The sequence below is a fragment of the Mammaliicoccus sp. L-M44 genome (assembly GCF_022386355.1).
In the GTDB taxonomy this organism is placed as follows: domain Bacteria; phylum Bacillota; class Bacilli; order Staphylococcales; family Staphylococcaceae; genus Mammaliicoccus; species Mammaliicoccus sciuri_A.
The window spans coordinates 1-12,911 of record NZ_JAJNIU010000008.1 but is presented as its reverse complement, the minus strand read 5'-3'; the positions used below and the strand labels follow the sequence as shown (position 1 = coordinate 12,911).

General features: G+C 29.6%; 15 protein-coding genes and 1 pseudogene. 8 read left to right on the top strand and 8 right to left on the bottom strand.

Annotated elements, in window-relative coordinates:
• Nucleotides 1–66: 66 nt before the first annotated feature.
• On the bottom strand, nucleotides 67–1,710 hold the full coding sequence (locus LQ611_RS05970; RefSeq protein ID WP_119651027.1) for an alpha-keto acid decarboxylase family protein: 1,644 nt from the start codon (nucleotides 1,708–1,710) through the stop codon (nucleotides 67–69).
• Nucleotides 1,711–1,924: 214 nt separating this feature from the next.
• On the opposite strand from LQ611_RS05970, the gene LQ611_RS05965 reads away from it, so the two are divergent.
• A complete protein-coding gene (locus LQ611_RS05965) occupies nucleotides 1,925–2,371 on the top strand; it encodes a MarR family winged helix-turn-helix transcriptional regulator (protein ID WP_119475226.1) in 447 nt (148 codons plus the stop codon).
• 56 nt (nucleotides 2,372–2,427) lie between these two features.
• On the opposite strand, the gene LQ611_RS05960 is transcribed toward LQ611_RS05965, so the two are convergent.
• The gene (locus LQ611_RS05960; RefSeq protein ID WP_151359212.1) at nucleotides 2,428–2,649 is read right to left on the bottom strand and encodes a hypothetical protein; all 222 of its coding nucleotides are present in this window, start codon (nucleotides 2,647–2,649) and stop codon (nucleotides 2,428–2,430) included.
• Nucleotides 2,650–2,656: 7 nt separating this feature from the next.
• Nucleotides 2,657–3,832 carry a DUF418 domain-containing protein gene (locus LQ611_RS05955; RefSeq protein ID WP_239703157.1) on the bottom strand — a complete coding sequence of 392 codons (1,176 nt, stop codon included), beginning with the start codon at nucleotides 3,830–3,832 and terminating at the stop codon, nucleotides 2,657–2,659.
• Nucleotides 3,833–3,966: 134 nt separating this feature from the next.
• Here LQ611_RS05955 and LQ611_RS05950 point away from each other — a divergent pair, with 134 nt between their 5' ends.
• From LQ611_RS05950 to LQ611_RS14205, 5 genes and pseudogenes are all read left to right on the top strand, one after another.
• Complete coding sequence (locus LQ611_RS05950) at nucleotides 3,967–4,626, top strand: response regulator transcription factor (RefSeq protein WP_048540557.1); 660 nt, start codon at nucleotides 3,967–3,969, stop codon at nucleotides 4,624–4,626.
• A gap of 4 nt (nucleotides 4,627–4,630) precedes the next feature.
• Nucleotides 4,631–6,094, top strand: coding sequence for a sensor histidine kinase (locus LQ611_RS05945; protein WP_239709449.1), 1,464 nt, complete (start codon nucleotides 4,631–4,633; stop codon nucleotides 6,092–6,094).
• Nucleotides 6,095–6,107: 13 nt separating this feature from the next.
• Nucleotides 6,108–6,461 (top strand): hypothetical protein, encoded by a 354-nt coding sequence (locus LQ611_RS05940; RefSeq protein WP_107565956.1) that lies wholly within the window; start codon nucleotides 6,108–6,110, stop codon nucleotides 6,459–6,461.
• 395 nt (nucleotides 6,462–6,856) lie between these two features.
• A pseudogene (locus tag LQ611_RS05935) lies at nucleotides 6,857–7,129 on the top strand (transposase); the annotation flags it as partial.
• A gap of 17 nt (nucleotides 7,130–7,146) precedes the next feature.
• Nucleotides 7,147–7,368, top strand: a complete 222-nt coding sequence (locus LQ611_RS14205; protein WP_345773228.1) for a transposase — start codon at nucleotides 7,147–7,149, stop codon at nucleotides 7,366–7,368.
• A 67-nt stretch (nucleotides 7,369–7,435) separates the two neighbouring features.
• On the opposite strand, the gene LQ611_RS05925 is transcribed toward LQ611_RS14205, so the two are convergent.
• The 5 genes from LQ611_RS05925 to LQ611_RS05905 all read right to left on the bottom strand — a co-directional run bounded on the left by LQ611_RS05925 (nucleotide 7,436) and on the right by LQ611_RS05905 (nucleotide 10,172).
• Nucleotides 7,436–7,813: a hypothetical protein gene (locus tag LQ611_RS05925; RefSeq protein ID WP_119494910.1), complete on the bottom strand. Its 378-nt coding sequence runs from the start codon at nucleotides 7,811–7,813 to the stop codon at nucleotides 7,436–7,438.
• A 301-nt stretch (nucleotides 7,814–8,114) separates the two neighbouring features.
• The gene (locus LQ611_RS05920; protein ID WP_119494911.1) at nucleotides 8,115–8,420 is read right to left on the bottom strand and encodes a TM2 domain-containing protein; all 306 of its coding nucleotides are present in this window, start codon (nucleotides 8,418–8,420) and stop codon (nucleotides 8,115–8,117) included.
• Between the two features lie 12 nt (nucleotides 8,421–8,432).
• Entirely contained in the window at nucleotides 8,433–8,933 is a 501-nt protein-coding gene (locus LQ611_RS05915; protein WP_239703261.1) for a hypothetical protein, read from the bottom strand.
• A gap of 15 nt (nucleotides 8,934–8,948) precedes the next feature.
• Nucleotides 8,949–9,299, bottom strand: a complete 351-nt coding sequence (locus LQ611_RS05910) for a hypothetical protein (RefSeq protein ID WP_037589628.1) — start codon at nucleotides 9,297–9,299, stop codon at nucleotides 8,949–8,951.
• Nucleotides 9,300–9,302: 3 nt separating this feature from the next.
• Nucleotides 9,303–10,172: a hypothetical protein gene (locus LQ611_RS05905; protein ID WP_239703262.1), complete on the bottom strand. Its 870-nt coding sequence runs from the start codon at nucleotides 10,170–10,172 to the stop codon at nucleotides 9,303–9,305.
• 463 nt (nucleotides 10,173–10,635) lie between these two features.
• Between LQ611_RS05905 and LQ611_RS05900 the strand changes: the two genes are divergently transcribed.
• A complete protein-coding gene (locus tag LQ611_RS05900; RefSeq protein ID WP_107572993.1) occupies nucleotides 10,636–12,411 on the top strand; it encodes a CapA family protein in 1,776 nt (591 codons plus the stop codon).
• A 15-nt stretch (nucleotides 12,412–12,426) separates the two neighbouring features.
• Nucleotides 12,427–12,798, top strand: coding sequence for a hypothetical protein (locus LQ611_RS05895; RefSeq protein WP_119494966.1), 372 nt, complete (start codon nucleotides 12,427–12,429; stop codon nucleotides 12,796–12,798).
• The last annotated feature ends 113 nt before the right edge of the window (nucleotides 12,799–12,911 follow it).

Sequence of the window (12,911 nt, the reverse complement as noted above, 5' to 3'; positions counted from 1 at the left end):
CCTTCTCCATCCTCTTCACATAAAAAATCCCCCTAATCCATGATTAATGGTTTAGGGGGTTTTGTATTAACTATTTTGTTTAGAGAATGCTTGTCCGATTGCGTCTAGTTTTTCTGGTGCGTCTGATACGCCCATTTTAACTTCTATGAAATGCATTTGATTTGGTTCGTTGTTAATTTTTAAGAATACATTTTCTAAATCGGCAGATGTTTCTACGTCATGAACGGCTACTGTATCTTTACCGCCAAATACGGCTGGTAACATTTTGTAGTCCCACATTTGAATATCATTATATACTTGGTGTTCACCGTGGATTTTTCTTTCAACTGTGTATCCATCATTATTAATAACAAAAATAACAGGTTTAAGGTCGTTTCTAATCATTGTTGATATATCTTGTGCTGTTAATTGTAATGAACCATCACCGATTAATAATATATTTCTTCTATATAAATTAGACATTTGTGTACCGGTTGTTGCTGGCAATGTATAACCGATTGATCCCCATAATGGTTGTCCAATAAATGTATTTTCTTTGTATAAGTTAAGGTCATACGCACCGAAGAATGAAGTACCTTGTTCTGCTAAGATGATATCATCTAATCCGATAAAGTCTTGCATCATTTTAAAGTAAGTTTCTTGTGTAAGTGGCGCATTATCAACTGTGTAATCACCTTTTTCAGGACGATTATTTTCTGGGAAATATGCTGCATTTTTAAATTCAATATCAAGTAATCCGTTCATTAAACTTGGTAATGTATATTCTGATGAAGTTGTATCATTTAATTTGAAATCTAAGTGATTGATCATTACGACATCATCAATATCAAATCCATATGAATAACCTGCAGTTGCTGAATCTGTTAATTTAGCACCAATATTTAAAATAGCATCACTGTTATCTACATAATTTCTAATTTCTTCTTCTGCAATACTACCATCATAAATGCCCATATAATAACGACTTTCTTCATTAAATGCACCTTTACCTAAAGAAAGTTGTGCAACTGGAATTTGAGTTTGTTCTACAAAGCGTTCTAATTCATCATGTAATTTAAAACTATTAATTTCATGTCCTGTAATGATAACTGGTTGCTGAGCTGTTTTTAATTTTTGTTGTACCATTTCAATGTAATGAGAAACATCTTGATTGATCACGTCAGCTGGTTTGAAGTCTTCTTCAACTTCAATTTCTGCTTGAGCTACATCGATTGGTAAATGTATATGAACAGGTCTTTTTTCAGCTAATGCTGCATTAATTAATCTTGGAATTTCAGTCTGAGCATTTTCTACTGTAATATAACCTTGAGCTGTTGTGATTTCTTTAAACATTTTTCTATAACTATCAAACTTACCTTCACCTAATGAATGGTGAACATATTTACCCGCTTCTTCAACAACTGTTGTTGGTGCACCTGTAATAGCTATCACTGGCACGCGTTCTGCATATGATCCGGCAATTCCATTAACTGCACTTAGTTCACCAACGCCAAATGTAGTGACCATTGCACTAATACCATTCATTCTTGCATAACCATCTGCAGCGTAACTTGCATTTAATTCATTCGTATTGCCTACCCATTCCATATCGTCTCTACTTACAATATCGTCTAAAAATGCTAAATTAAAATCTCCAGGAACACCAAATACTTTTTCTACCCCGACTGTACTTAATGAATCCATTAAATATTCCCCAACACGTTTTTTCATATCCGATTCTCCTTTTCTATTTTTACGAATCAATTTAAGTCAATATAGTTGACCTATTAATGTAAAAAATAAACCTTTGATTAAATATCAAATGTTTAATAATCCCTATAACAATTCTTAGTATATACCTACTTTAAAATTAAGTCAACATCATTGACCTAAAAATGAATTTTTAACAACTATCCTTTATAATAGTTGAAAAGGAGTCGACACAATGGATAATAAAAACAATTATGATCATATGCTTTTTTATTTCGCATACAAAACATTTATCAATACAGCTGACGATATTATTAAAAATCATGGCATGAACAGACAACATCATAGATTTTTATTTTTTATAGATCAAATGCCAGGTATAACAATTAAAGATTTATTAGATACACTTGAAATATCTAAACAAGCTTCTCACGCTTCATTAAAAAAATTAAAAGAGAAAAAATTAATTAGATATGTAGACTCTGATAACGATAGACGTGTAAAACATTTATATACTACTGAAGAAGGTAGTGCATTAGTTCATAAATTAAACCAAGCACAAAATGAATTATTACAGCAAACGTTTGAAGAAGCTGGTACAGAGTGGCACGATTTCATGGAACACCTTGCAAGTATGAAAAGCGGATTTAAAAATGTTAAATCTATTAAACCGAAAGAATAGCAATCAAAAAAGGGAGCTGGACAACACGTCCGGCTCCCTTTCTTTATATACTTAAACTAATCTCTTTGTTCATATGTACGCAATGAACTATAAACGACAATACAAATAAAATATAAAATAACAATGATGATGAAACTATATGGCACATGTTCTAAATAGAACCAACTTAATTGCAAATCAGTAAATTGATTAAGCTGCTGAATGACATATCTTGCGACTAATAGTCCTGAAAATACGACAAATAATATGCGTGCGATTTTCTTAACTGTTTCAATCATTATTATTTCATCTCCTCTTCCCTACTTTAATTTTCCAATGTGTAAACATACGAAGTATATATTCTAGCGGACCATATCGCCAATGCTTTTGATACCATGTTGCGAAAATCATTTGTAATACATAAATTAACATAAAACTAAACGATGTCACTATGAGTATATCTTTACCAAAGAATCCTAATCCATAGCCATATAGAATGAGTGTTCCGATAATACTTTGTAGAATATACATCGATAACGACATTTTACCGAGGCTTTCAAATCCTCTAAATATTACGTTTTGTTGATACGTTTGATATAAGTATTTAAATAAACAAATAAAACCAATGGCCAGCGATATACCAAATATTATAGCTATGTTATCTGTCACATTTTCATTCGATAACCATAAATAAGATGACTTCCCTAATATCCATACGGGTATTAAATATATAAACCATTTTGAAATGTGTTGATCTTTGATACTTTTTTCAAACCATTTATATTTGGACAAACATATACCTAGTGTGAAATATGGAACTTCTATAAACAGAATCATTACAAATAACCATCCTGTATTATCGCCAAGCATTGCTTTTAATTGCATGAATTTCGGATCTTGTATAGTATCATCCGCTTCACGAATATCCCAATAACTACCTTCACTAAATAATGTTTTAACTTCATGCACATACGAAGCTTTATCACTCGTTTCTATAATAGGACCTGAAGTATCAAATAAAGAAACCACTGACATTGCTAATATGAACCCAAATCCAATAATCGTCACCCATTTAAAAAATTTACGATTCAATAAAATGAATGGAATCACGATTAACATCGATAGTGCATAACCAAATAAGATATCTCCTTCCCATATAAAATAAGCATGTAAACTACCTAATATTAATAAGAAAATGGCTCTTCTTAACAGCTTAATTCTCGGACGTTTAACTTGTTTACTTTTCATAGATTGATAGAGCTTATCTAAAGAAAAACCAAATAAAATCGCAAATATGGGCATAAAGCTGCCTTCAAATATAATCTTGATAATATGATAAATTGTTTGATTCAAACCACTTAAATGATACTGATCTATGTATAATTGCCCTGTTAAACCAAATTGAAAAATTAATAAATTGGCCATAAATATGCCAAATAAACTAAATCCTCTTAGTGCATCGGCAACTTCTATTCTGTTCATTCTATTCACCTCACATATTATATTAACAAGTTAAAATAAAATCTGACTTATATAAACCTTAAATCTGACTTAATTTTACATATACGTGTAGATACATATAAAATGAAAATATACAATAATATAGAGGTGTAAAAATGACTGCCAAAATATTAATAGTAGAAGATGATTTAGATATACAAACATTGATAAAAATATCCTTATCTAATAAACAATTAGGTGACATATATTTAGCAAGTGACAAACCAGAAGCTGAAGCAAAATTAAAAGCCCATCGCTTTGATGTCGTGTTACTTGATTTAAACTTAAAATCAGAAAACGGCTATGAACTCGTGAAATATATTAAACATGAAGATACTAAACTTATTATCGTTACAGCGAAAGATTCTGATTTAGATGTTTATAAAGGGTTTGAAAATGGTGCCGTAGATTATGTAAAGAAACCATTTGATCCTATTGAACTTGCTTATCGCGTCTCTGTACATATTAAAAATATCAATACGCATCACAATAAGAACTTGCAAGTCAATCTAGATACAACTGACGTTATCACAAATAATAAAAAAGCTAATCTGACATCAAGAGAATATGACCTTCTAGCTTATTTCATTAAAAATAAAAACCAAGTTTTGACGAAGAGTCAAATATACGAACGTGTATGGGGTTATTCAGTCAGTGTGGATGACAATACATTAATGGTTCACATTCGAACATTACGCAAAAAAATAGAAGATGACCCGAATAATCCTCAGCTCATACAGACAGTTCGAGGAAAAGGTTACATATATAGAGGTTAATGAAATGAATAAAAGATTCACATGGAAATTCACGAAATACATTTTTATTTTTCTTACGATTACTTTTATTATAGGTGTTATTGGCATATGGCTTTTCTTTACAAATGTTATAAAAATTTCTTATTCCGATTTAGATGATGTTGATGATTTTTATATGGATTTTTCAATATCAAATGAAGAAAATGGCTATAAACTGAGTGATGATTTAAAACAAAAATTAAAAGACAATCATGTTCAGTTGTATATTATCGATAAAGATGCCAATGTCCTTTATCCTAAAAAACAAATGAATTTGAAAAATAAAATTGTTGAAAACTTATACAATATACAAGGCATTCCATTTCGTAGTGATGACTATAGCGTCATATTAATTTATCCAAAATCTCACAACCATCACATACATTCAATAGAAAAAATTGATACTAAAAAACTGATAAGTAGCTTGTATATCAATAATTATAATAAATATTATCATGTCGAAAAGGATAATCAATTAAAATTTATAGATAATCCTGCTTATCATAAAGTTCAATATACAGATGAGTTTAATGACATTGAAAATAAGACATTTAAATTTTTAGCATTAACATACTTATTGTTACTTTTACTCAACATGATTTTAGTAATTATTTTCGCATTTATCATTTCTAAAAGACTTTCTAAGCCATTATTCTTCTATACGGATTGGATAGAAAATCTTTCTAAAGGTAAATTGTTTAAGCCAAGCTCTAAACACTACAACAAAAGAAGCAAAAAATTATTTAAAGAACTTAATGATTCTGTAGAAAGCTTAAACTTACAACTGACTGAAGATAAAATTTATCAAAATCAAATTAATTACTATCGCGAGAAATGGCTTAATCAGCTATCTCATGATTTAAAATCACCTTTAACATCTATTTATGGTTACGCCAAACTATTATCATCAGAAGAAATAGACACTAAGAAATATGCGATTTTAATTTCAGATAAAGCTGCATATATGACTGAATTGATTGATAGTTTAAACAATAACTTCAGATATGAAACAGATCAAATGACCATTCATAAAGAATCATTCGATATTACAGAAACATTAAAGCAGCTGAGAAGAACGATACAATATGACAAGCTTGAAATTATCAATGAATTAACAGAACAAAAATTTTATGGCAATAAACTATATTTTGAACGTATGATGATGAACCTTATAGATAATAGTATCGATCATAATAAACGCAATCCAAACATCGAAATCAACATTAAGAATATAAATGAAGGTTTAGAAATTAACTACAAAGATGACGGTGTCGGCATAAGCAAGACAACAGAGAAACACATGCTTCATTCAAATTACACAACAAAAGACAACAAAGAAGGACACGGTATCGGTTCAACGATTATTATGGATTGCATCACATTTCATAACGGAACCGTTAAAATTATGCCAACTACAAAAGGTGTAAACTTCAAAATCCATTTAAATTAAGGAGCTGAGAAGAATGAAGGAGAAATTGTTTTATAGTGTGACGTATGGATTGTATATGATTTCAATTATTGTATTAACCCAACTTATTATCTTCAATAAAGTGGATTTAGCGTCATTAATTGGTGCAATAATAGGAATATCAGTAGCTACACCACTAGTTTTAGAAAATAATAAATATAAAAAAGATAGATATAATATCTTTACTAAAGAATACTTAATACAGTTTAGCTCATTAATTATCGCATTCATCTTGATTAGATTATTCGTTTCTCCCGATTACAGAATATACCCTATGCTGGTGATTGTTGTTATTTTGATTACACAAGAAATCATTAAGAGAAGAAAGAAAAAGAAGCTCGAGAATTGAGCTTCAGGTGTTTAAGACACTAGACAAATTGTATTTTTTCATGATATTCTATAATCAAATAAAGGTAACGTGCTGGAACACATTACCTCAACAAGCCCGTTTAAGTGACGGTAGCTGTATAATTATTTTTAAATAACCATTAACTAGCTAAAGTTGTGATGATTATTTTTTTATTTCTTTTATTCAAAAAAGACGCTCAAGAATTGAGCGTCTCAGAGTGTCGACAAAGTCTTAGACTTTGCCGGCATTTTTTTATGCGCATGCTTTCCGCGGGCATGTTCTCAGCCTGTAGTCTTCGAATCATGCTATTCCCGCAGGAGTCAGCGCTAAAAAAATACCAAAAATTAACAATCCATTTTATAATATAGTTGAAATTTTATTTAGGAGTTGATTCTATGTTAAATAAATCCGAGAATAAACGTGACCAATATGAAATGATTTCTGTTTCAGAGTTAGTACCTAAAAATCATTTATTGAGAAAAGTTGATAAAATATTAGATTTAAACTTCGTTTATGAACTTGTTGAAGATAAATACTGTTTAGATAACGGACGTCCTTCTATTGATCCTGTTATCTTAGTTAAGATCTTACTGATTCAAAGATTATTTGGCATAAAATCAATGAGGCAAACTATTAAAGAAATTGAAACTAACGTAGCTTACCGTTATGGCAAGATGATTTAGATATAATCGAAGATTTAAGGTTTGTAGATACAATAAAAAAAGCATATAAACTAAGAAGTCAAACAGTAGAAAGACGATTTGGTGATGCAAAAGAACAGCATGGTATGAGATGGACTAGATATAGAGGAATTAAAAAAGTTTCCATGGACACCACGCTTATTTGTGCTGCCATGAATCTTAAAAAGTTGGCAATGTGGCTCGTAAAAGAGCCACAAATAGCCTAGATTAAACGTAGTTTAATCATGATTTTAGTGGAAAATATTAATCCATATAAAAAAACAAACTGATCATTTATTCTTCATAATTATTAATAGATGCATGTAGCGTTTCTGCTGGAAAATCATCTTTTTTAATTTTGATTGTATTATCATCAATATACGTTATAATCATCTTACTATTTTTAAGTACAGGATCACTCACTTCATTAAGTTGAGATTTAGGTGTTTTTGCTATAACAGCTTCAATAGACTGATCATCAATTTTTTTAATTTGATATCCTTCACTACTTTCATCTTCAAATAAATTTTTATTATGCCCGTCATACATAATGCTTTGTCCATCAATTACAAACGTTGGATAATGTCTATCTTCTTCACCGTATTGCCATATGTGGTCAATTTCAGTTATCTTTCCATAAGCATTCGTACTCTTATATAACAATTTTTTCAATTGTTCTTCTTCTTTCTTAGATACTACATAATTTTGATCATATTCATGTTTGTATAAATCTTCATCTACATCTTAATCATCTTCTGAAGATGAGTCTACTGTATTTGCTTCTTGCCATTCCTTTTCGTATTCTTCATCTATACTGCTGACTTTACTATTTGATTCCGAATTATTTTTCTTTTCTTGTTGTGAATTAGAAGTGTTATTTTCTTTAGACTTTTCATCACTTTTACTATCAGAACCTCAAGCGGCCAATAAAATAATTACCCCTAAACAAATGCTTAATAATTTTTTCATATTCTTATTTTCCTCTTATAGTTTTAATTTCATTTGTTGCTTCTCTTCTTATTTTTTCGTTGTTTTCATTTATATATCCAGGTATTAAACATGCATCGACAATAATCCATATTAAAGATGGAATAAAAAATGTCATCCAACCAGTGAGTAGTGTTAATAGTAGTAAACCAACAGCTGAACCTGTTTTTTCTAGATAGAAACGGTGTGCACCAAATCCTCCTAGAAGTATTAAAAGAATATAAGCAATGCCTGTTTTTTTACCTTTGTTTGCTACTTGAGATTCTATATAACTTTTTTCTTCTAAATTCATAATTATTCTCCTTTATTTATATAATACTTTTTTATCTTTATTTTTTAATGGCTTAAACGTTATTTTTATTCCGTCATCTTTATCGTTAAGTTTATAAACTCCTTCAAAATTATCCCCATCTTTTTTTATGTCTCTTATAAATTTTATGTTTTTTTCAGAAAATATAGTGTTACTATAATCTCCAGTCTCATTTCCTTTTTCATCAGTTATCAACGAAGAACCGTCTGTTTTAAATTTAATAGGATTTGATTGTTGAAATACATCATTTTTGTTAGCTTTTTTTGAAGCTATAATTTCATCTGGTGAATTATTATGGGTACCATAAATTTTTAATTTATTATCTTTGAATATAACAATTCCTTCATACTCGTAAAAAGGATCAACATATTGAGGTGATGAAACATGTAATCGATATGTGTAAATACCATCATTATTGTTTACTAAGTTATCTCCTTTCCCACAAGCTGTAAGAATAATAACTAGTCCTAAAAAAGTTCCTAATAGTTTTTTCATATATAGTCTCTACTCCTATTCTTTAGTCAACTCTACTTCTCCATCGCCGTTACCATATCCGACTGGACTATCGATGATGAGTTTGTCTCCTTTGACTTTATAATTAAGTTGTAGATCTTGACCGTCTTCCATTTTAAATGTCATGACTTTTTCATCTGCATTGACTTTTCCGTCTAAGGTTCCGTCATTTGCACCTATGCCAAATAGTCCACCTGATTCTAGTGCATCCATATGTAATGATGCTTCACCAGTCTCACTATTTGCAGTGATACTAAAATCTTTATTTGAGTATGTACCATCTACATTCTTTCCACATGCTGCTAATAATAGAACTAATACTAAACAAACGCCTAATAAATTCTTCATAAATCATTCTACTTTGTATGTGTGTTTTATTTTGTCTAAACGGTTTATAAAGGCATCGATATAAGCTTGTGGACCTAACATGCGTGCGAGTGGTGCTAGTTGATATGCTATGTAATAGGAGTCTAGTTCTGTACACGATACTAAGACGATAATTTTATTATCTTTGTATTCTAAGATTTCTTTGATTGAAAATTGCTGTTTAAACTGATCCCAAATAGATACGTCTATTTCAAATTTAACAGGTTGTAAGTTGGGTACATTTTCATATGTAGAAGCTTCTAAAATATATACTGACTTAATATCTTGAACTTTAACGGTATGAATTTTAGCTTCATACTCATAAGTTAACCAGTAATCATAGTGCATATACATAAGAGACAATGGCTTTACAACCAACTTTTTATCTAATTCAATACGAACTTTTAACCCTTTCGTAATACATTCTTGCAAATTCATTAAATGAATACCTGGTAGTGGTTCGGAACGTAAATTAAAGTGATTCAAAACACTTTTTAGAATGTATTTATCTTCAATACGGTTAAGCGAAATATTATCTAAGAAAAGGTTATAAACACTTTTGTGCAACATAGGTGTTAAGCTTTTGATTTTAATTAATAGACTTAACAGTGCTAAGCTATCGGCTGAATAGGAACCATTTGAAAGTACGTATCCATCTAGTGAACGACTATAAACGATTTTAGTATTCTTGTTATTCCAATAATCACTCTCATAGAAAAACATATTTAAATCATTAATATCCCTTTGTATCGATTTTTCTCCAACATTTGCAATATTGCTAAACTCTGACTTGTTCACAACATCCCCATTTAATAGACGCGTGAGTAATGATAATACACGAGTGGCTTTGTCCAACTTAATCAACTCCTGATGTATAATATATATTTAAATGGATATTATAAGTCCATTTTCCAACTTTATTTAAAATTCCCTTCTATTTTTATTTATTTATATTGGTATATAGAGTTTATATAATTATTATATTAAATGGCAAGGTGAAAAAGTGAATATTATAAGGATAGAGAAGATTTATAATATATATAAAATATAAATATTATTAAAACAAAACAATATCCGCACATTTTAGTTCGCAAAATAACATGTAATTAATATAGTAAAGGGCTAATAATTGTAATAAAATGTAATTAATATTGTAAAGGTCTAATAATTGTAATAAAATGTAAATGTAAAAATGCTTAAAAGAGGATTAACATGAAATTAGTGTAATATTATTTTTATTTGGTATATTTAATTTAGTAAGTTCAAAAAGTGATTATAGATTCTTTCTATTAATTTTATTTATGAAGGAGTTAAGTGTATGAATAATTATAAAGTCGTGGCGATGCGTCTAAGTGATAAAAAAGTACTATATGATAAGGGCAATAAAGACAAAAATGATTATGGACTGGGTAATGCTCTATTTTTAAATTATGTTTTAGATTTGCTTAAATATAAAAAGATTAAACTACAAGCAAGTGTGAAAATTAGTGAATTTATTTCTAAAACTTCTAGAAAAGATAAAGTGTTTTTAGAAGAAGGGAAAGAAATTACGATATATAAGTTATTACAATTAGTCATTAATCTTAATTGTAATGCAGCAGTATTGGCTATCGCAGAATATCTAGATCCTACTAGAAATAATCCTGCTATCAAAGTGAAAGTGAAGCGAGATGAGTATGATTTAGAAAAGCAGGTTGCTATAAATATTAGTGGTAGAAAGATGAAAAATAAGCCTCAATCTTATACGATAAAAGATCTTTTGAAGATTGGAGAAAAAATGTTTGGCCAATATGAAAAAGATTTTAAATTATATAATAGTTCATTAGTTGATTATCGTGGCACTGTTTATGAAAATCCAAGTTTCATAGATATTGATGATCGTGTCGTATGCAACTACTTATTTGGGTCACATGATAATAGTGGGATTGTCTTAACTAACATTAATAATGAGCGTGTGTTACTAGCTGTAATGGGTGCAGATAACGCGTTTCATAGAGATTTCTTACTGAAAGAAGCAATGGACGAAATTCAATTCGATATTAAAGCGCCTAAATTAGAAGTTGAAACATTCACAGGAGAAAAAGAAATTAATTTTTTAGGTGATACATACTTTGGAGAATTTTATACAGAACGTCGAAAAAAGCGCAATCAAGAAGATGCATTAATGCGTTATGGTTATGATCATTCATTGAAGCATTTAAAGACATTCTTTGATCCAAATGGATATAACATTATCAATTTTGAAGCAGTATTTACTGAAGAAGGTGAAGTATCAAATTTAGAAGGTGCGAAACCATTTTTATTATGGGCAAATGAAGAAAAAACATTAAATGCATTAAGATCATTAAATTTAAATGCTGTTTCTTTAGGAAACAATCATGCGATGGATTTCGGACTTAATCGTTTAAAACAGACTATTGAAGGCTTTAAAAATAACGATTTAAAAGTATTTGGTGCTGGTCTGAACTCTAAAGAAGCTTTAGCACCGATACATTTAAATATAAATAATAGAAATGTATATATTTATAATGGCTATTGGTATCGCAAAATTGCATATCGTAAATTCGATTTTTACGCTATTGGTCATGATGCAGGTGTGGCACCATTATATTTAATAAATGAAGAAATTCGAAGAAAGAAACAAGAAGATCCTAATTGTTTTATAATCGTACAACCTCATTGGGGTGTTGATTTTAAACAAATTTTACCGTATCAAGTTGAGAATGCAGAACAATTAATTCATAGTGGTTGCGATTTAATACTTGGACACGGTCCTCATACAATTCAAAAATTGAGAAGATATAACAACACAGTGATTGTTTATAGTATGGGAAATGGGATTTTTAATAGTAACGGTGAATTTGATAAACATGATGCATTACCATATGGTTTCTTAACTAAATTGAAGTTTCTTGAAAATGATGAAATTAAACTTAGATTAGTGCCATTCTACGCAAATAATTTGGATACTTTTTGGTGTCCTGATTATGTGAATGATGAACAATTTAAAGAAATAGTAGAATTTATTGCTGAAGGTAAAGAATATATTGAAACAGACTGGGAAAATCGAGCATTTGAAATAAAAATTAATTAAGAGAGGATTTTGTTTATGAAAGTAGGATTATTACGAGAAAAGCATAAAAAAGGTGTACTTGGAAGAACACTAACATATATAAGTAATTTTTATAATATAGACTTTTTTGTATTTACTTATGATGATGTTGATCTTGAAAATGAGACAATTGATGGTTTATTTTTTGAAGATGGACAATGGGTAAAAAAGCGTACAGAATTTCCTGATACAGTGGATAATGTACCGATGGATAAACGAAAATATCCTGAAATATCAGAGTGTCGACAAAGTCTTAGACTTTGCCGGCATTTTTTTATGCGCATGCTTTCCGCGCGCATGTTCTCAGCCTGTAGTCTTCGAATCATGCTGTTCCCGCAGGAGTCAGCGCTAAAAAATACTAAAAATTAACAATCCGTTTTATAATATAGTAGAAATTTTATTTAGGAGTTGATTCTATGTTAAATAAATCCGAGAATAAACGTGACCAATATGAAATGATTTCTGTTTCAGAGTTAGTACCT